This is a genomic window from Stutzerimonas stutzeri (genome assembly GCF_024448695.1).
Lineage (GTDB): Bacteria > Pseudomonadota > Gammaproteobacteria > Pseudomonadales > Pseudomonadaceae > Stutzerimonas > Stutzerimonas stutzeri_T.
Genome location: NZ_JAMOHY010000011.1, coordinates 74,394 through 93,402 on the forward strand (window position 1 = coordinate 74,394; position 19,009 = coordinate 93,402).

The window sequence follows — 19,009 nt, forward strand, 5'->3', positions numbered from 1 at the left end:
CGAAATGACGAAATAAAAGTTTAAAAATTACAATTCGATGATCAACCTAGCCGCAAAGTCATCAATCGCCTGCTCATTGCGCCGGTAGTAAGTCCACTTTCCGATGCGGGTGGTTAGCACGAAGCCTGCACGTTGCAAGATAGCTAAATGTGCAGACGCGGTAGAAGGTGAAAGCCCGGCCTTGTGCTGCAAATGGGTTACGCACACGCCTATCGTAGGATCGCCATGATCCTGAGGTGGGAAATTACTGAGTGGGTCTTTGAGCCACTCCATCATTTGCATGCGAGTGTCATTGCCCAGGGCTTTGAGCTGTTCGAGTATCATGGTCGGCAATGTTACGCTTTTTTCCGAAATGTTCAATAAATAATCTATTACCCTTCTCAAGGGTATGAAATCAAAAAACGCATCCCGCTGATTCCCATCCGCGAGGCGGTCGCGAGCTATGCCGCACGGACCTGCGAGAAGCTGCGCGCTCAGGGCTCGGTGTGCAAGCGGGTTCGGGTCAGCATCCGCACCGGCATGTTCAATCCGGACGCGCCAAAATTCGCTAAGGGCATGCTGTGCGAGCTGCCCTACCCCACCGACGACACCCGACTAATCACCCAGGCCGCACTCGCCAGCCTCGATGCGCTGTACCGCCCCAAAAAGCTATTGCGATTGTATTAACTAGTTGTCGGCTACGAACGGAGGACAACCAATTGCCGACACTACGCCGTACCAGCCCTACCAGCATCACAGGCACGAAGACAGGAACAGAAGTCCTGCTGCGAGGCATGCAGCGCTCCAAGTGGGAGGCTCGGCGAGCATGAGCACACCACGCTGGGTACTCATCCCCAAGGCGGCCGAAATGCTTGGCTACAGCCGAGTCGTGATTGAGCAAAAAATCAAAAACGGCACTTGGTCAGAGGGCCGCATCTGGCGCAAAGCCCGAGACGGGCGAATTTTCATTAGTCTCGAGAAGGTGGCCTGCAAGCAGTTGCTGGCCATGGCGCCCTGCACCGAACCGCAGACGATCACCGTGCAGCTCAACCGTCACGAATCCATACATGAAACCGTTACGCCGCTAATCTCGCCGTCGCGCAGGCACGCCGAAAAAAGGTCAACCTGTGGTTCATCCCAACGTCATGGAACTCGAAGTGGGCCAACATCCAGCGCCGCGCCAAGATCCGCCCGCGCCGTCCATACCAGACCCGCCACACCTACGCCTGCTGGTGCCTGGTAACGCGTGGTAACCTTGCGTTCATCGCCAAGCAGATGGGACACAAGGACTTCACCATGCCAGTCCAGGTGTACGCAAAGTGGATGGACGACGAGTCCACGAGCGAGCTGCAGCACATCTGGGCCGGCATGCAGAAAGCAGCGTGAAATGCCCCAAATCTGCCCCACAAATTCCGCCGCACCGCTCTAAGTACCTGATGAATAAAGATAATTCCGATCTTTCCAAGCACACGCCCATGATGCAGCAATACTGGAGGCTCAAGCGCGAGCACCCGGACCAGCTGATGTTCTACCGCATGGGGGACTTCTATGAGCTGTTCTACGAGGACGCCAAAAAGGCCGCCAAGCTGCTGGACATCACGCTCACCGCGCGCGGCCAGTCGGCAGGCACTGCCATTCCCATGGCCGGGATTCCCTTTCATTCCGCCGAAGGCTACCTGAGCCGACTGGTAAAACTCGGCGAATCGGTGGTGATCTGCGAGCAGATCGGTGACCCGGCCACCAGCAAAGGCCCCGTCGAACGCCAGGTGGTGCGCATCATTACCCCCGGAACGGTCAGCGACGAAGCGCTGCTGGATGAGCATCGCGACAACCTGCTGGCCGCCGTGGTCGGCGATGAAAGGCTATTCGGGCTTTCAGTGCTGGACATCACCAGCGGACGCTTCACGGTGCAGGAATTCGGCGGCTGGGAAACCCTGCTGGCCGAAGTCGAGCGCCTGAACCCGGCAGAGCTGATGATTCCCGATGACTGGCCCGCCGGCCTGCCGCTGGAAAAACGCCGTGGCGTTAGCCGGCGTGCGCCCTGGGATTTCGACCGTGACAGCGCCTTCAAGGGTCTTTGCCAGCAATTTGCAACCCAGGATCTTAAAGGCTTCGGTTGCGAGAAGCTGACCCTCGCCATCGGCGCCGCCGGTTGCCTGCTGACCTACGCCAAGGAAACCCAACGTACCGCGCTGCACCATCTGCGCAGCCTGCGCCATGAACGCCTTGACGACAGTGTGGTACTGGATGGCGCCACCCGGCGCAACCTGGAGCTGGACATCAACCTCGGCGGCGGGCGCGAGAACACCCTGCAATCAGTAGTCGACCGCAGTCAGACCGCCATGGGCTCGCGCCTGCTGAGCCGCTGGCTGAACCGTCCGCTGCGCGACCGCCAGGTGCTGGAAGCGCGCCAGGACTCGATCACCTGCCTGCTGGAGCACTATCGCTTCGAGCAGATCCAGCCGCAACTCAAGGAAATCGGCGACCTGGAGCGCATCCTGGCGCGGATCGGCCTGCGCAATGCCCGCCCACGCGACCTGGCACGACTGCGTGACGCACTGGCCGCCCTGCCGCAACTGCAGGCCGGCATGCAGGAACTGGTGGCGCCGCACCTGATCGAGCTGGCTGTCAGTATTCGCACCTACCCGGAACTGGCCGAGCTGCTGGCCAAGGCGATCATCGATAGTCCGCCCGCGGTGATCCGTGATGGCGGCGTGCTCAAGACCGGTTATGACGCGGAACTGGACGAGCTGCAATCACTGTCGGAAAACGCCGGCCAGTACCTGATGGACCTGGAAACCCGTGAGAAGGCCCGCACCGGCCTGAGCCATCTCAAGGTCGGCTACAACCGCGTGCATGGCTATTTCATCGAGCTGCCGAGCAAGCAGGCCGAGTCGGCACCTGCCGATTACATTCGCCGGCAGACGCTCAAGGGCGCCGAGCGCTTCATCACCCCGGAACTCAAGGAGTTCGAAGACAAGGCGCTGTCCGCCAAGAGCCGCGCCCTGGCCCGTGAAAAGCAGCTCTACGACGAATTGCTGGAGCGATTGATCGGCCATCTGGCGCCCTTGCAGAATTCCGCTGCGGCCCTGGCCGAGCTGGATGTACTGAGCAACCTGGCTGAACGCGCGCTGACCCTCGACCTGAACCGTCCGCGCTTCGTCGAGCAGCCGTGCCTGCGTATCGAACAGGGTCGGCATCCGGTCGTGGAACAGGTGCTGCAGACGCCCTTCGTCGCCAACGACCTCGCCCTCGATGACGACACCCGCATGCTGGTTATCACCGGGCCGAACATGGGCGGTAAATCCACCTATATGCGCCAGACTGCACTCATCGTGCTGCTGGCGCAGATCGGCAGCTTCGTTCCGGCCAAGGCCTGCGAACTGTCACTGGTGGACCGCATCTTTACCCGCATCGGGTCGAGCGACGACCTGGCGGGCGGGCGCTCCACCTTCATGGTGGAGATGAGCGAAACCGCCAATATTCTGCACAACGCCAGCGACCGCAGCCTGGTGCTGATGGATGAAGTGGGCCGCGGCACCAGCACCTTCGACGGCCTGTCGCTGGCCTGGGCCGCTGCCGAACACCTGGCCAAGCTGCGCGCCTTCACCCTGTTCGCCACCCATTATTTCGAGCTGACCGTGCTGCCGGAAAGCGAGCCGGTGGTGGCTAACGTGCACCTCTCGGCCACCGAGCACAACGAGCGCATCGTCTTCCTGCACCACGTGCTGCCCGGCCCGGCCAGCCAGAGCTATGGTCTGGCGGTGGCGCAACTGGCCGGCGTTCCGGACGAAGTGATCCAGCGTGCACGCGACCATCTGTCGCGTCTGGAAACCACCAGCTTGCCCCACGAAATGCCGAGAATGGTGCCCGGCCAACCCGCTCCGCCCATGCAGAACGACCTGTTCGCCAGCCTGCCGCACCCGGTCATCGAAGCGCTGGGCAAGCTCCAGCCGGATGAGCTGAGCCCGCGTCAGGCACTGGAGCTGCTATACAAGCTGAAAACGCAAATCTGATCGCTGTAAAAAGCTGCTAGAATCGCGCGCATTTTTGGATACATGCGGCATTTGCCTGGTGCCGCTGAAGTCTGCCAAGCCGAGGCGTCATTGCAACGCCATCTGAAACGCCTGAGGAGATAAAAGAAATGACCTTCGTCGTCACCGACAACTGCATCAAGTGCAAATACACCGATTGCGTAGAAGTCTGTCCGGTGGACTGTTTCTATGAAGGCCCGAACTTCCTGGTCATCCATCCGGACGAGTGCATCGACTGCGCCCTCTGCGAGCCGGAATGCCCGGCCCAGGCGATCTTCTCCGAAGACGAAGTGCCGGACGACCAGCAGGAATACATCGAGCTGAACGCCGATCTTGCCGAAGTCTGGCCGAACATCACCGAGAAGAAGGATTCGCTGCCGGACGCCGAAGAATGGGACGGCGTGAAGGACAAGCTGCAGTACCTGGAGCGCTAACGGCTGCTGCCAAGCGACAATCCGCTCGACTTAACAAAAAATGCCCGCCTTGTAAAAGGCGGGCATTTTTGTTTGCAAAGGCCTGGATCAGGCTTTGTCGACACCCTTCTTCACGGCGTCTTTCACATTGCCCTTCACCTGTTGCGCGTCGCCCTTGACCTCCTGACGCTTGCCTTCGTTTTTCATGCGCTCGTTGTCAGTCGCCTCACCCAGACCCTGCTTGGCCTTGCCGGCAGCTTCATTGAGGTTGCCTTTCATCTTGTCTGTGGTACTGCTCATAAGGAATTCCTTTGCTTCTGCATGGGTTACCTAATGTTGAGCGAACCCGCAGCCATATAGTTTCAATTACCCGAGGAACGGTCGCTGCCCGCATCCTCAAGGCGCTTGTCACCCGGCTCCTTGCCTTCTTGTGAGGCATGTTCGATCACCGCGTTCATCTCCGCACCAAACAGCAAGACCGCCGCAGAAATATAAAAATAGAGCAGCAGCACGATGACCGCCCCAATACTGCCGTACGTCGCATCGTAGTTGCCGAAGTTGCCCACGTAGATGCCAAAGCCTACCGACGCCGCGATCCAGACGATGACAGCCACCACCGAACCGGGGGTGATAAAACGAAACTCCTGCTCGACGTCCGGCGTGACGTAATACAGGACGGCCACCACCAGCATCATCAGGACCACAATCACCGGCCAGCGCAGCCAGGTCCAAAGAGTGACAACGATATCCTTGAGCCCGACCTGGTCGGCGAGCCATGTCATCACCTGCGGGCCAATGATCATCAGGCCTGCAGCCAGCAGCAGGATGATCGCCAGACCAATGGTGTAAAGCACTGAAAGCACCATCAGCTTCCAGGCCGGGCGCCCCTCTTCAACGCCGTATGCCTTGTTCATGGCATTCATCAGCGAGCGGATGCCAATCGAGGCCGACCACAGCGCAAGCAGGATGCCGAACGACAGCACTCCGCTTTTCTGATGCTGCATTTCATCGATCACCGGGTTGACCAGATTGAGCGCATCGGGTGGCAGCATCAGCGAGACCTGCTCGCGCAGCCAGGTGAAGAATTCCTGCAGTTCGAGCACGCCCAGCATGGCAATCAAAAACAGCAGGAAGGGAAACAGCGAGAAAAGCGCGCGATAAGCCAGTGCCGATGCATAGGTGGGCATGTCGTTCTTGCTGAATTCCTTCACGGTTCGTTTCAGCAGTTCAAAGCTGCCGACCCCTCGTGTATCCAGCCATGCCATTGCGTACCCCCTGTAAAAAACGAAACCGACAAAGAAATGTGACGACCAGGCACTGCAAGAGTTCGTCACCGACTACCGCGCCGTAAAAAAGCACCACGCTGACAGCGCTGCTCAGCTAGCCCTTGGGGAACTTTCAGCTACCCCGAGGGCTCTTGATTAAGTCCCGGCCCAATCGATTATGGACGTAATAGGGACCATACATGACTGTGAAACCGACCCATCCCCTCAGGCGCCTCAGGGCTCCGCACAAAAGCCGCCACCACAAGGCACTGGCTGCCCCTCGGCAGAGGAGGCAAGGCGGATGCCAGCCTCGGTTTGAAAAACCTGCGCTTCCCGCTTTGGCCGCTGTGCCGTTCTTATGCATCGCCCTGGGCACCTTGCCTCGCGGCAGAGCTGGATTTGGCGCACCTGAAAAATCTTCTGTTCTCCTGCAGTTCAAGTAATCCGAAAGGAGTTTGATCCCATGACCGACCTGCTCGACAGGCCGCTGCCAACCCCGCGCAAGACCTTCAAGGCCACATTACCCAGACGAAGCGCTTTTCGGCGGCCCACGAACGTGATCGTGTACGGCGCCTATGATCGGCACAATTATGGCGACCTACTCTTTGCTATCGTCCTCAAACACTATCTGGAAGCCAACGGTCGCTTCCGTGTGCTGATCGCCGCAACCAAGCAATCCAACCTGTCCCGCTACGGCGCACTGCCGACAATGGCGCTTAAAAAAGCACTGAGAGCGACGCGCCAGCAGCGCAAGACCATGCTCATCGTGGCCGGTGGTGAATGCCTGACCGCGCAGTGGGAAAGCATCATCGGTTACCTTGCACCGAAATCGATCTACTACCCGATCAAGGCAAGCCCCTACCTGATCGGCCATCGGCAATTCATCCGCCTGAGCCGCGCGTTTACCTCGATCCCGTCCGACCTGCCGCTGGTGTTGGGCGAACGTGAACTGCCGGGCTACAAGGTGATGTACAACAGCGTCGGCGGCAACGAGATAAGCCGCAAGAAACCGCTGATTCATGCCGCCATCAAACGCAACCTCAAGGATTGCACCTACGTCTCGGTGCGCGACCGGGAAACGTCTGCCGAACTGGACCAGCTGGGTGTCAAACACAACCTGGTGCCGGACAGCGCCGTGTTGATCTCCGATATCTTTCCCCAGGAGTCGACTGCTGGCGAGCCGGGCCATATCGTTTTTCACATTTCCGACCACCACGCCAGGCAGCGCATAGACATCATCGCCGGGCAACTCACCGAAATCAGCAGGAGCACCGGTCTGAAGATCGCCCTGCTGACCATCGGCAAGGCCCCCGGTCACTCCGACGATGCGCCACTGGACAAGCTGCAAGATCTGCTGGGCGAACGTGCCTACCGTGTCAGCAGCGGGCATATCCAGGACATCATCCGCTGCATCGCCACCAGCAGGCTCTATTGCGGCACCAGCCTGCATGGCGCCATTACTGCCCTGACCTATGCGGTGCCGCAGATCGCCTTGCTGCCCGAGCGCGTGATCAAGCTATCGAGCTTCCTGAAAACCTGGGTGCCACGACAGTCATGCGGATTCGCCGAAGTAGACCAGATCAGCCAGACCGCGAGTGCCCTGCTCACCACCTTCGACGCCTCCAGCCAGACCAGACTGCGGGCCGTCGTAGAGAATTTGAAGAGCCGCGTGCGGGCCAACCTCAAACACATGATCGAACTCTACGAGCAGCCCCGCCATCAGGGCTCAGGCCCGCAGGCGGCGCTCTGCTTGCAACCCGCACAAGCGCACATGGAGAGTTCGGCGTTGAAGTAGTGCACTGACAGTCAGTGCGCTGCGCGGTGAACACTTGAATCGAGAAAGGCCCTGGGCTGACTCACACCACGCACAGCCGATTCAGGCCACCCTGTTTGGCGGCGTAAAGTGCGCCGTCGGCCAGGGCTATCATCGAGTGCAGATCGCCCTGCCCTGCAAGGCTTGCTAATGAACAGGCAGTCAACCTCGGGATTGTCGCGGTGAATGCGAACGTGCTCGCGGTCACTCAGATGTCCAGCTCCTCAAACCCATTGCCCGATCAGCTCCCATGCTGCGCGTCCCATGATGCGCAATGGTCACTTTGAGGTCCGCTCACGCAACCGGACACACGGTACAAACCGATTCCGAATGAAGCTAACCAACCTGTGCTGAAAGCCCCGCTGCCTGCCGGGTCAGCATCTTCAAAATCACCAACGCAAACGCCCGGCTCTTGGCCTCGTTATCCAGCACTTCCAGCGATAGCTTCTCGTGGTCGGTCATGGCGTCCAACACGGTGTCCAGCACGCGCTTGGGGAACAGGCCGTGCATCACTTGCTCCACCGAGTGGTTGTTCACCTGAGCCATTACGTCTTCCTGACGGCTGATGCGTTGGGCGATACCGGTGAGGAACTGCAGTTGGTCCTCATCGCTCACCTCGGCACCAAAGATATCGTTCAGCGCTTCGATGATTTCTGACAGGCGTTTCTTCTCCGGGTCATGCGGTTTACCGCTGCCCACGTCGCTGCCGGGTTTGAGGCTGTAGTCGCCGTCTTCTTCGCTCAGGCGTAGTTGGTGCTCGGCGCGTTTACTCAGGCGATAGTGGCTCAGCTGTAGCTCGCCCACGTCTACGTCGTCTTGTAGCAGGCGATCCACGCGCAGCAGCGGGTGCAGGTGTTTGGCGAACACGCACAACTGCTCCAGCTCACGATCCTCATACGGCACGATCTGTGAGAGGAACTCGTACAGGCGCACGAAGCTCTGCAGGTTTTTTCGGAACAGGTCGAGCTGGTCCACCTGCTCGCCGGCCTCCTTCAGCGCGTGCTCGGCTTTTTTCAGGCCGGCGCTGTCACCGTTGGTTTCGGCGGTGCGCTTGAAGTCCAGCGCCTGCTCGCGCGACTCAACGGAGAAGGCATAACGCTTGGCAAAGCGCTCCTTGGCCGGCGTGCAGTAGTACATGAGCTTGCTGCCACCCGCCTTGGGGTTGAAGAAGGCCATGGCGAACGCCTCGACCTCCTGCCAGTGATAGATACCCTCGGCATCCAGCGTCTTCTGCAGGTCATAGATGATCTGCGGGTCGGTCACGTCGGTCAGCTCGGCCTTGGTGTAGTACGGCAAGAAGGCGTCGAGGATATCCTGCGGTTCGTTGAAGAAGTCGAGGATGAAGGTTTCCTTGCTATCCCCGAAGGTGCGGTTCAGCCGTGACAGGGTTTGCACGCAGTCCACGCCTTGCAGCTTCTTGTCCACGTACATGGCGCACAGCTTGGGCTGATCGAAACCGGTCTGGTACTTGTTGGCCGCGATCATCACGTTGAAGTCCTGGGTGTCGAACGCCTGCGCCAGGTCGCGGCCATTCAGGCCAGCGTTGAGCAGGCTGCTGCTTTCCGTCACCTCTTCGGGGATCACCTCATCCGCCAACACGCTGCCGGAGAACGCCACCAGCGGGTGCACATCGTTGTAACCCATCTGCTGCACATAAGCCTTCAATGCCAACTGGTAGCGCACCGCCTCCTGACGGCTGCTGGTGACGACCATGGCCTTGGCCTGGCCACCCAGCAGGCCACGGATATTGGCGCGGAAGTGCTCGACGATCACCTCGACCTTCTGGCTGATGTTGTACGGATGCAGGCGCACCCAGCGGGCCAGCTTGATGCGCGCCTTCTTGCTGTCCACCTCGTCGTCTTCGCCATCCGGGTGGGCGATCTTCCAGGCGGTGCTGTAGGTGGTGTAGTTGCGCAGCACGTCTAGGATAAAACCCTCCTCGATAGCCTGGCGCATGGAGTACAGGTGAAATGCCTCCGGCTTATTGCTGGCACTGGCCGGCAGCGTCGGATCGGCCGGGCGACCAAACAGCTCCAGGGTTTTGGCCTTGGGCGTGGCGGTAAAGGCGTAGTAGCTGATGCGCTCATTCGGTTGGCGCGCCTGCACGGCGACGTCGAGCAGCTCTTCGGCGCTGATTTCTTCCCGCTCTTGGTTATCAGAGCCGAGGGCATCGCTGCCAAGTATCTGTTTCAGCTTGCTGGCCGATGAGCCGGTTTGCGAGGAGTGCGCCTCGTCGGCGATCACCGCATAGCGCCCGCTGGCCAGCTTGGGGTACTTGTCCAGGGCATCGAACAGCGCCGGAAAAGTCTGGATGGTGACGATGATGATGCGCGTCTGCTCAGCCAGCGCCTCGGCCAATTGCTCGGATTTGCTCTGGTTGCCAATATCCCGGGTGACCAGTCGTTCGTCAGGGATGTGCTCACTGAACCAGGTAACGCTGACATCGCCCGAGCCATCATTACCTTGGCAGAAACGCTAAAACTTAAGGTGATCGCTGAAGGGGTGGAAACTGCCGAACAACGCCAGTTCCTACTCGACAACGGCTGCAAGAACTTCCAAGGCTACTTGTTCGGCCGCCCAATGCCACTGGAGGAATTCGAAGAACGCTGCCGTTAGGTCAATTGAGCCCCTTCTCAGCATTTCCCATGTGAGCAAGCCCATCGATTTTCACGGAAAGCACACCACAGTGACCTGATGGGCGGCTACTGCGGCTTTTAGCGGGCAGCTAGAGTCTGCAGAAAGGCTATAACTTGGTTGGTGCGCTCGATTGTGGCCGACAAGCCATCTGCCTGAGCGCAAAGCAGGGGTTCACCGCTGTGGCTAAGGTGCTGCAGGTCGTTCACGGGCAGGCCTGTTTGCAGCAGTTCGTCTGTCTGTACCAGCAGCACTATGGCCTCCACCTGAGTATCCGCGAGCAATGCCAGACATCGTGCGAACAGGCTGTCCTGTGTCAGGTGCAACTCGGCCCCTGAGGGGGTTAGAGTCAGGTTGTGGCTAGTCAGGTAGCCTGCAACGCCTTGTGCCTGCCATGCCTGTTGCTGCGCACGGGCCATTTCCAGGGCCTGCTCTGCGCCTACAAAGACCTCGATACGGATACGCCCTTGCTCTGGTAGCAGACTCTTCAATACCTGCGGCAGGGTTCGTCGCGAGCTTTCACTCTGACCCAATACAGGTGACGAGTTCACCTCGTTGAGGATGGCCGCATTGGCATGCCAGGGCTGGGTGATGTCCGGTGAGATGATGTCGATACCGGCTACGTCGAGGCCGAAGAGGCACGCTGCGCGACAGGCAAGGGCGGCATTATCAGGGTGCAAGCGGCTTGAATAGTCTTCGTCGAGCCCGCCCCATTCGGTTGATTCAATTGGTCTGAGCGACGCCCATGCGCCTGCAGCAAGAACGCTCGACAAGTTGAGGCCCACCTGTTGCAGGCAAGCTTTGGTCAGCTCATCACTGGGATAAAGCGGTGCCCGCGCCCAGCTCGGCAGCGCCTGTTGCTGTTGGTTGGCGTTGTGTACCAGCTGCGCAACCGTCTGTTGGCCATCGCCACACACGGCAATTGGCAAGCGTTTGACCGCATAGATCACCTGGCCGCGTACCACTAGCACACGGTGGCATACGCCGTCGGCCTGGCGTTCTATGAGTATCTGCGAGCTGAGCGTGAGGGCGTGTCGAAAGGCGTTGAGTAGCTGAGCCTGGCTGGTGATGTTCACCACCACGCCTTCACCGCGGTCACGGTCAGCCGGTTTTACCACCAGCGGCCAGCCCAGGGCGGCTTGTGCAGCCAGCGCTTCCTGCTCGTTCGTGACCAGGCGATTATTTGGGGCGGGAAGGCCCGCGCGGCGCATCCATTCTGCGGCGACCCATTTGTTCTGTGCCACCGCGACGCCCAGGGCCGAATCGGAGCCGACCTTGCTATTTTGCATGCGCATACTCTGCGCGCCCCAGCCCAACTGAAACACGCCAGCGCCTAAGTGACGCCACGGGATGCGGCGGTCATGGGCGCAGGCCAGCAGCGGCAGTGTCGATTTGCCTACCGGCATTGCCGCGCGCAGCGGCTGCAGAACTTTGATTTCTAGCTGCTGGTAGAGCGGCTCCGTTTCCACAAAATTCGCCGGTGCGCTCGCAACGCCCAGCACCATTAGCGTGGCCGCTTCATAAACCAGACGCGTCTTGTTCGCGGGCACGTAGTCGATATACGGGACACAGACATCGGCCAACCAGCCATCCGGTCGCGCTTTGTCGGCCTGTACGTTGAGCAGCTGTCCGGGTTCGAACACCGGAAGGCGTGCTACCCGCTGCAGCTCTGCGGCTACCTGCAGAATCCGCCAAAGTACAGCCACTACATCAGCGGTCGCACCAAGGTCTTCCGCGAAGACGGGTAGCTCGTGTGCGGGTGGTTGCAACGACAGTCCCAGCCTGTCGCTTAGCCACTGGTCAAGACCGAGCCAGTCGATGGACTGGGGGCAGTGACTCAGCTGTAGGCACAGAGTCTGTTCGGGTTGACGCAAGCGTCCTTGAAAACCGGCGACAGGGAAGAAGGATTGGTTCATACAAAGCAAGATGTCCACTAAACAGCATTGAAAAGACAGTGTCGAAATTGGCTGTTGCAGCCCTGCAGGGACGAAGGTGGCGCCTAGCTCTTATTCGCGATAATCAAGCCGCAATCGTCAACAAAGACTTGGTACAAACGAGTGCGGCTGCAGCTCAGCGACTCAGTCGCCCCACATGCGAATCAGTTCCTGAATGCACTGTCCGGTCTGTGTGACCAGTGCAGCGTGCTGCGGGTCCTGGCTAAGGGTGCGAGGCACAAGGCTGAGTTTGGCGATGACTTCACGCTGATGGGCATCGCGTATTCGACTCTGTAGCCAGCCCACCACTGCGTGACGCACCCCTTGTATGACCGGCGTAACGCGGTGAAGCGCTCCCGCCGGGTAGAGCACTATGCTGCCTGCCGGGAGTTTGAAGGTAAAGGTTTGTGCCGCTGTGCTGATGACCAGTTCGCCGCCTTGGTAAGTGACGGGGTCATCGAGAAATAGGGTGAAGGACACGTCGGTGCGCACGTCCTGGATGTACGCCGCGTCAGCATGCAGACCGTATTCCATGCCCACTTCGTAACGATTGATGATCGTTCGGCCCATGGCGCGTGGCAGAGCAAACGCCTGGACTACCGGATGGGCGTGGATCGCTGCGGCAACGCTGTCGAGCAACGGCGTATGTTCAGCATTCGCTAGCTGCAAATTATGCTTGGCCGCCTGAGCCAGCCCATGCGCGGTCAGCTTGCCACTCTCGAAAGGACCGGCCTGGATGGCCGCCGCCATTGCGCTGAGCAGATCAGCCGGGAGAGCGTTTTCGATAACGATGTAGTTCACAGCGATGGCCTGTAAGGAGTGTTGAGCGGCAGAAGAACTCTAGCCCCGGCTACCACAACAGAACGCTGCCGACGTGTGCCGTTGCATACGACACGAAGAGCGTAATCAAGCGCAGATAACACTACACATCACGCCATAGCGGCTGCGGCTCGTCGTGCGGAGGGCTGTGTATTAGTTGTGTAGTAAATAAATTGGTGGGCCTACTGGCACATCGATACTATCCGCATCACTGCAGCCCAACAATTTTAAATAAAGGACGCATCCCTCATGCCTGATGCCCGGTCGACTCGCCCCCAGTGGCAAACTACTGCCTTGAGCAGCGCCATTGCTGCCCTGTGCGCCAATGGTCTTTTTGTCTCCCAAGCCCACGCCGTTCCAGGTTGCGGCCCGACCGTGAGTGCCAGCCAGGGGCAGTGCACGCCCTATTTTTCGGAGACCGTGGTCGTGCAGGAAGGCGTGACCGTCAGTGCCACCGACGCTCCTGCTGTGCTGTATTCCGCTAACCTGGGCGAAGACACCGGTGGCTCTGGGGTGCTGGGTAGCTTCACCAACAACGGCAGCATCCTTTCCAGCGGGCTGGGTGAGGATTCCTTTATCATCAGCGGCAGGTCGGTTGCAGGCGTACAGATCAACGGCAACCTGCTGGGCAACCTGACCAACAATGGCCTGATTAGTGCCACCAGCACGGATGACGTCTACAGAGTGGTCGCGGGCGTGAATATGCAAAGCCTTTCGGGCACGCTGAATAACCATGGCACCATTACTGCTGACGTAGCCGGTTCGGGCGGTGGCCAGGCAGTTGGCGTCAGGATTTCCAACATGTCGGGCGGTGAGCTCAATAACTACGGCACGATCGAGGGTGTTATATCCAGCTCTGATGTCGGGCAGGCCTATTCGATTTATGCTCTGAATGCCGAGGGCAGCGCCACCATCAACAACAGACCGGGTGGTGTACTGCGCGGCCACCTGTATAGCGGTGGCAGCTCGGTCAACGTTACCAACGCCGGTACCATCGATCTGCCGATGGATTCCTTTGCAGGCTACGTGTCGGGTAACTTTACCCAGACCGACTCCGGCGTGCTGCGCCTTATGGCCTCGGGCGACGGCGAAGACGAGTACAGCCAGATGTTCGTCGGCGGCACTGCCAGCATCGCCGGCACGGCCTTTGTCGATGTTCAGGAACTCAACACCCTGGAGGTGGGGCAGACGCTGAGCCGGGTGCTCGGCGCTTCTGAACTCACTGGCAACTTTGCCCAGGTCGACGACAACAGTGCGCTGTTCAACTTCCAGAGCATTGCCACTGAAGGTGAAAACGGTCATATCGATTTCAAATTGGTCAAAGCGTTAACCGCCGTCGATGCGGTCGATAGCAATAACAACCCAAGCGCTCGTGGTGCTGCCGGTGCACTCGACACGATTATCGATCGTGGCACCACCAACCCCAACATGCAGACGCTTATCGACGCTTTGGGCCAGCTAGGTACCAGCCAGGAAGTCTCTGATGCTATTTCTCAGACAACGCCTCTGCTTACCGCGAATACCGTCCTCGCCTCGCGTGCGGCGCTTGGCGGTATCAGCCGGGTGATTGAGTCGCGCATTGCATCCAATCGCGGTATGTCGTCAGGCGACGAGTTTTATGGTGATCGTAACGTTTGGCTGAAGCCGTTCGGCTCATGGGCCGAGCAGGATGACCGCAGCGGCGTATCCGGCTTTGACGCCAATACCTCCGGCATTGTGCTGGGTGCTGACGGTACCGTATCTGACAGCACGCGTGTCGGCGTAGCGTTTGCCTATGCCAACTCGAATATCGATGGTAATTCTGACGTCGCGCCCAATAGCGCCGATGTCGATATCTATCAGTTGCTCGGTTATGGCAGCCATAGCCTGGATCAGAATACCGAGTTGAACTTTCAGGTCGGTATTGGCCAAAACAATACGCAAGGTAAGCGCGACATTCGCTTCCTCGGCGAAACCGCCAAAGCTGATTACAGCAGCCGCCTGGCCACTGTCGGTATTGGCCTGGCGCGTACGTTCGAGTTGAGTGAAAAAACCGCGTTCACCCCGTCTGTTCGCACTGACTACACCTGGATCAAAGACGAGAGCTATACCGAAAAAGGTTCCAGCGCTAACCTTAAAGTCGACTCGCAAAGCACCGATCAAATGATCGTAGGTTTGGATGGCAAGCTAAGTCATGAATTCATGCCAGGGACCAGCGTGGTAGCTAACCTAGGTGCGGGTTATGACGTCTTGAACAAAAATACCAGCATCACTTCTGCATTCGCTGCAGAGCCGGGTACAAGCTTCACCACCGTAGGGCTTGATTCGAGCCCTTGGTCTCAGCGTGGCGGCCTTGGACTGATCCACAGAACTGAGCAAGGTGCCGAAGTGTCCCTGCGCTATGATGCTGAGCACAGTGAAGGGTTCATCAATCAAACAGCATCAGTGAAGCTGCGCTGGGATATCTAAGTCCTTCCGAACGTCATATATCCAGGCCCCAGCGTATTAAGTGCGCTGGGGTTTTTTAATGTCTTGGGAAACACTACTGACCGTTTTAGCGGCCGATGGGGAATACCCGCCATGATCAGTTGCGTGCGTCATTAACGGGTGGCGGATCAGCTGTACGTGCGGGCAGGGCTTCCTTTAGCAGGGCAGGCCATTGTTCAACCCAGCAACAGTGATGATCGAAGCCCTCGACCTTTCTTATCCTAAGTGGCGCGCTGGCCGGGAAGTACGCGGCGTAAGCGCGCACAATGGCAGGGCTGATGATGGTATCTAGGGCGCCGATAAAATGCGTCTGTGGCAACCTTTGCAAGTGCCGCCAATCCGCAGAAGGGTTAAGCGAGCCCTCCAGTGGCGATAAGTGCTTTTCCTGGGTCCATAGCTGGTGATCAAGATTGCCGGCAACCGTGATCAACTGATCCACATCCTCACGCCGCGCCGCCACCAGGCTGGCGACTGCCGCCCCACCGGAATAGCCCACCAGCGTCAGTCGCTCAGAGTTAAATCGCTGCTTAAGCTGGTCGACTGCGCTGAGGCTGGCGGCGATCACTTCAGGCGAGAAACGTTGATTCGTCCAATGCTTGCGCTGACAGCTGCGCTTGTCGTTCACAGCGACATACTGACAAGGCCGCGCCAGATAGACCGCCGTACTCGAAGGGTCGCGCATGGCCAGTTTCAGGCCTACCGGATTCACCGGCGTAGGATCGCGCGAGGGCGTGCTGCTGTTGAGCCATGCCAGGCCATCCCCTTCGATATACACGGTCAACGTCGCGACCTGCTGCAAGCCCTGTGGAACAAAGGCCGTCAGCACAAATTCGCCTGTATCCAGTGTGATGGGCTGCCAGCCCGCGTCCCTAGCTAGCAGCGCCGCATCAGCTTGACGTTTCTCTGGCCCTGAAGCCGTACAGGCATTCAACAGCAGCGCGAGCATCATGCAGACGCACGTATGCGCCACATGCGGGAAGTCATTCAAGGCCATAAAGCAAATCGCGCCAGTATTATGATCGATAAGAGTAGGCTGTTATCGCCGACCCATTATCCGAAGCAGGGTCAATGAAGTCGCAGGCATTGAAGCCATCGTAAAAGGTGCCGCTCCCGATGGCAGTATTCATCCAGGCGCACCGGCATTAGCAAACTGATCGCTGCCCGGGACAGACCAGGAGACAGGAATCGAACCTGCGACCTTCGCGTTACGAGTGCGCTGCTCTACCGACTGAGCTACACCGGCGCCGCGTCGGATTATCGGGGGTTGTCAGGCCGCACTCAAGCCTGGCCCGACAGCCCGATCACTCGTTTCACAGCCCTGGGGTCGGTCCGGATCGGGTTTGCGGCGTGTCGCTGCGCTCAATCTCGCTTTTGACCTTGCCGACAACTTCATGCCCCCTATCCGAGACCTTGTGGTAGCCCTCCTCGGCCTTGTGCCGGAGGTTGTCGGTCATGCTGTCACTGGCCTGACCGAGCAGTTCATCCTCACGGCGGGTAGGCGGGACCGAGGCCGCCAGCAGCGCGCCGAGGGCAATACCCATTGCGCCCAAGGCCAGCGGCTGTTCGTTGAGCAGGTGATTAAAGCCGCCGCGTGCACGTTCGGTCTGTTGCCGCAGCCTGTCCGCCGTATGTCGGCTGGTATCGCTGACACGGTGTCGCGCGTCGGCCAGCGAAGCGGACATGTCATGGCCCATCTGGCTGGTCTTGTCGCGCAGATCACTGCTTTGCCGCTTCAGGCCGGAAGCCTTGCTGGAGAGCTGGTCCGTCAATGACGGGCCGCTGGAGCTGCCGGTGTGCGCTGGTGGCTGGCGGTTCTGCCCGGCCATCAGCCAGATCAGGCCGATGGAGGTCAGCACCGTGGGCACCGGATTGGCCTTGACGGTGTTGCTCAGGTTGCTGAAGAACTCACCACCACCGCCCTTGACGTATCCCAGCGCCGTATCGATGAGTTCGCCGGGCGACAGTTTGCTTTCCAGCGCATGGACGATATTGCCGATGTCGGCTCGCTTCTGATCGATCTCGCGCTCCAGCTCTGCGGGGTCTTTCTGCGCTTCCACATTTATCTGGTTGCCTGTACTCATGACGTATGCCCCCTGACGGCTTCTTTATCCTTTTGCATGGAGTGAAGGGTGCGCTCGGGTTTGAATGAGGACGCCTCGAATTTCTTCTTGCCGGCTGAAACCATGATCAGCCCGATCACCACCACTGCACCGCCCACGATCAGCGCAGCAAGCCAGGGCGCCATGACTTCGCTCAGGCCATACACCGCCGACATCAGCAGGATGATGAAACCGCCAAGCAGCACCGCGCCGCCACTTGCAACGCTCGCGGCTCCGGCCTTGGTAGCCCGGATGGATTCAGTCATCTCGGCTTTCGCCAGCGCCAGCTCCTTGGTGATCAGGGAAGGCACTTCGTGGGTGAGTTGCCGCAGCAGCCCCCCTACGGAGCTGTCGCTCTCCGGTCGAATGCCAGGTTCAGGGGTGATAGGCGTGGTTGTCTTGTGTGCTTCGCTCATGGGTAAAGCCCTCCGTCAGTACCTTTACCATTGCGATCGGTATTGGGTGTGGAGCGGTCCGCTGCCCCTAGGCCCGCTCCGGTTGTGCCTGGACTGCTGCGGGTGCCCGTGGTGCCCCCGGCATTGCTGAGGCCGCCGACACTCCCCGGCTCGCCGGTATTGAGAGGCTGGTTGAATTCATGCTGACTGGATGTGCGGCTGCCGAAGGCCTGATCCGACGCGGCAGCCGGGCTGGAACTGCTGCGATGACTGTATTCGTCCTCTGCTCGCCTGCCGGATGCTCTGGCAAAGCGCGTCAGGCCAAACCCGAGTGCAATGCTGCCGGCGATAAACAAGGTCGGGTTGTCACGGGCCAGACGATTCACATCCTGAAAGAGTTCATCCACGCTTTTGCCGCGCAGGTTGTCGGATAGACGAACCATGCCCTGGGCCATGTCGGACACATAGCCGGACAATCCCAGCGTGTCCTGCCCTTCCAGCTCGCGGGCGGCGGCCTCGGCACTGTGGGCGACTTTTTCGATTTCGTCGGCAGCCGTTTCACGGTAGCCGTCGAGCTGACTCTTACCCTGAGCCTTTACCTCTTCAGCTGCCTGCCGGGCCTTGGCCCGGACCTCCTCGGCAGCCTCTTTCGCCACCGAGTCGGAAGTCGCTTTGGTATCCATACCGGTCGTCATGTCGGGGCCGGTTTTGCCCAGGCCACCGTAACCAGTGATTTCTTCATCAGGTGTCGTCATTGGGTTCACCTTTCATATGGCTTGGCCGCAAGACCAGAGTCTTGTGGAACGCAGCCTGTCGATAAATTCACAGGCTGTATGTGCTGCGTACATATAAGGTGACCGGGACGTTTTTTTTGAGTTCCCCTTTCAATAACTCGCTCTTGTTCAACAAATAGACATGTAACCGCTATTACAGAGTCTCTTGCCGAACCCTTGGATAATGGCCTGTTGCCAACTTATTTTCGGCACGCGGCAGACTTTCTGGCTTTAAGCGAAACGCTTTCGCGGAAAGCGAAACGGCAACTTCGCTTTATTGATCAGCCCTGTTGTCGTCGAATAAAAAATCAGAAACAAAACCGCAACCGACGAACAGTCCTCACACAAGCCGTACGTTTCGACAGGCACAAAAAAACGGGCCGAG

The 19,009-nt window shown here is 59.1% G+C and carries 15 protein-coding genes and 2 pseudogenes; 7 read left to right on the forward strand and 10 right to left on the reverse strand.

The window, feature by feature from the left end; translation table 11 throughout:
- Nucleotides 1-27: 27 nt before the first annotated feature.
- On the reverse strand, nucleotides 28-324 hold the full coding sequence (locus NAV32_RS10680) for an ArsR/SmtB family transcription factor (protein ID WP_256052790.1): 297 nt from the start codon (nucleotides 322-324) through the stop codon (nucleotides 28-30).
- A 72-nt stretch (nucleotides 325-396) separates the two neighbouring features.
- On the opposite strand from NAV32_RS10680, the pseudogene NAV32_RS10685 reads away from it, so the two are divergent.
- From NAV32_RS10685 to fdxA, 4 genes and pseudogenes are all read left to right on the forward strand, one after another.
- Nucleotides 397-666, forward strand: a pseudogene (locus NAV32_RS10685) (DNA polymerase V subunit UmuC); the annotation flags it as partial.
- A 139-nt stretch (nucleotides 667-805) separates the two neighbouring features.
- A complete protein-coding gene (locus NAV32_RS10690; protein ID WP_256052776.1) occupies nucleotides 806-1,222 on the forward strand; it encodes a hypothetical protein in 417 nt (138 codons plus the stop codon).
- Between the two features lie 193 nt (nucleotides 1,223-1,415).
- Nucleotides 1,416-3,995 (forward strand): DNA mismatch repair protein MutS, encoded by a 2,580-nt coding sequence (gene mutS / locus NAV32_RS10695; protein WP_256052777.1) that lies wholly within the window; start codon nucleotides 1,416-1,418, stop codon nucleotides 3,993-3,995.
- 128 nt (nucleotides 3,996-4,123) lie between these two features.
- On the forward strand, nucleotides 4,124-4,447 hold the full coding sequence (gene fdxA, locus NAV32_RS10700; RefSeq protein WP_181083598.1) for a ferredoxin FdxA: 324 nt from the start codon (nucleotides 4,124-4,126) through the stop codon (nucleotides 4,445-4,447).
- A gap of 87 nt (nucleotides 4,448-4,534) precedes the next feature.
- Here the strand turns inward: fdxA and NAV32_RS10705 are convergent, their stop codons facing one another.
- The gene (locus tag NAV32_RS10705) at nucleotides 4,535-4,726 is read right to left on the reverse strand and encodes a CsbD family protein (RefSeq protein WP_256052778.1); all 192 of its coding nucleotides are present in this window, start codon (nucleotides 4,724-4,726) and stop codon (nucleotides 4,535-4,537) included.
- Between the two features lie 62 nt (nucleotides 4,727-4,788).
- Nucleotides 4,789-5,691 carry a YihY/virulence factor BrkB family protein gene (locus tag NAV32_RS10710; RefSeq protein WP_256052779.1) on the reverse strand — a complete coding sequence of 301 codons (903 nt, stop codon included), beginning with the start codon at nucleotides 5,689-5,691 and terminating at the stop codon, nucleotides 4,789-4,791.
- 463 nt (nucleotides 5,692-6,154) lie between these two features.
- On the opposite strand from NAV32_RS10710, the gene NAV32_RS10715 reads away from it, so the two are divergent.
- The gene (locus NAV32_RS10715; RefSeq protein WP_256052780.1) at nucleotides 6,155-7,486 is read left to right on the forward strand and encodes a polysaccharide pyruvyl transferase family protein; all 1,332 of its coding nucleotides are present in this window, start codon (nucleotides 6,155-6,157) and stop codon (nucleotides 7,484-7,486) included.
- A 354-nt stretch (nucleotides 7,487-7,840) separates the two neighbouring features.
- On the opposite strand, the pseudogene NAV32_RS10720 reads toward NAV32_RS10715, so the two are convergent.
- Nucleotides 7,841-9,901, reverse strand: a pseudogene (locus NAV32_RS10720) (type I restriction enzyme subunit R domain-containing protein); the annotation flags it as partial.
- Between the two features lie 18 nt (nucleotides 9,902-9,919).
- Here NAV32_RS10720 and NAV32_RS10725 point away from each other — a divergent pair.
- Nucleotides 9,920-10,120 carry an EAL domain-containing protein gene (locus tag NAV32_RS10725; RefSeq protein ID WP_256052791.1) on the forward strand — a complete coding sequence of 67 codons (201 nt, stop codon included), beginning with the start codon at nucleotides 9,920-9,922 and terminating at the stop codon, nucleotides 10,118-10,120.
- Nucleotides 10,121-10,218: 98 nt separating this feature from the next.
- Here NAV32_RS10725 and NAV32_RS10730 read toward each other — a convergent pair whose 3' ends face one another.
- Nucleotides 10,219-12,054, reverse strand: coding sequence for a hypothetical protein (locus NAV32_RS10730; protein ID WP_256052781.1), 1,836 nt, complete (start codon nucleotides 12,052-12,054; stop codon nucleotides 10,219-10,221).
- A gap of 162 nt (nucleotides 12,055-12,216) precedes the next feature.
- Entirely contained in the window at nucleotides 12,217-12,873 is a 657-nt protein-coding gene (locus NAV32_RS10735) for a Fe2+-dependent dioxygenase (RefSeq protein WP_256052782.1), read from the reverse strand.
- 267 nt (nucleotides 12,874-13,140) lie between these two features.
- On the opposite strand from NAV32_RS10735, the gene NAV32_RS10740 reads away from it, so the two are divergent.
- Nucleotides 13,141-15,339 (forward strand): autotransporter outer membrane beta-barrel domain-containing protein, encoded by a 2,199-nt coding sequence (locus tag NAV32_RS10740; protein ID WP_256052783.1) that lies wholly within the window; start codon nucleotides 13,141-13,143, stop codon nucleotides 15,337-15,339.
- A gap of 115 nt (nucleotides 15,340-15,454) precedes the next feature.
- Here NAV32_RS10740 and NAV32_RS10745 read toward each other — a convergent pair whose 3' ends face one another.
- From NAV32_RS10745 to NAV32_RS10760, 4 genes are all read right to left on the reverse strand, one after another.
- The gene (locus tag NAV32_RS10745) at nucleotides 15,455-16,306 is read right to left on the reverse strand and encodes an alpha/beta fold hydrolase (RefSeq protein WP_256052784.1); all 852 of its coding nucleotides are present in this window, start codon (nucleotides 16,304-16,306) and stop codon (nucleotides 15,455-15,457) included.
- A gap of 361 nt (nucleotides 16,307-16,667) precedes the next feature.
- The gene (locus NAV32_RS10750; RefSeq protein ID WP_256052785.1) at nucleotides 16,668-17,438 is read right to left on the reverse strand and encodes a DUF3618 domain-containing protein; all 771 of its coding nucleotides are present in this window, start codon (nucleotides 17,436-17,438) and stop codon (nucleotides 16,668-16,670) included.
- Nucleotides 17,435-17,872, reverse strand: coding sequence for a phage holin family protein (locus tag NAV32_RS10755; RefSeq protein ID WP_256052786.1), 438 nt, complete (start codon nucleotides 17,870-17,872; stop codon nucleotides 17,435-17,437). The genes NAV32_RS10750 and NAV32_RS10755 overlap by 4 nt, the downstream gene beginning before the upstream one ends.
- A complete protein-coding gene (locus NAV32_RS10760) occupies nucleotides 17,869-18,606 on the reverse strand; it encodes an apolipoprotein A1/A4/E family protein (protein WP_256052787.1) in 738 nt (245 codons plus the stop codon). The genes NAV32_RS10755 and NAV32_RS10760 overlap by 4 nt, the downstream gene beginning before the upstream one ends.
- Between the last annotated feature and the right edge of the window lie 403 nt (nucleotides 18,607-19,009).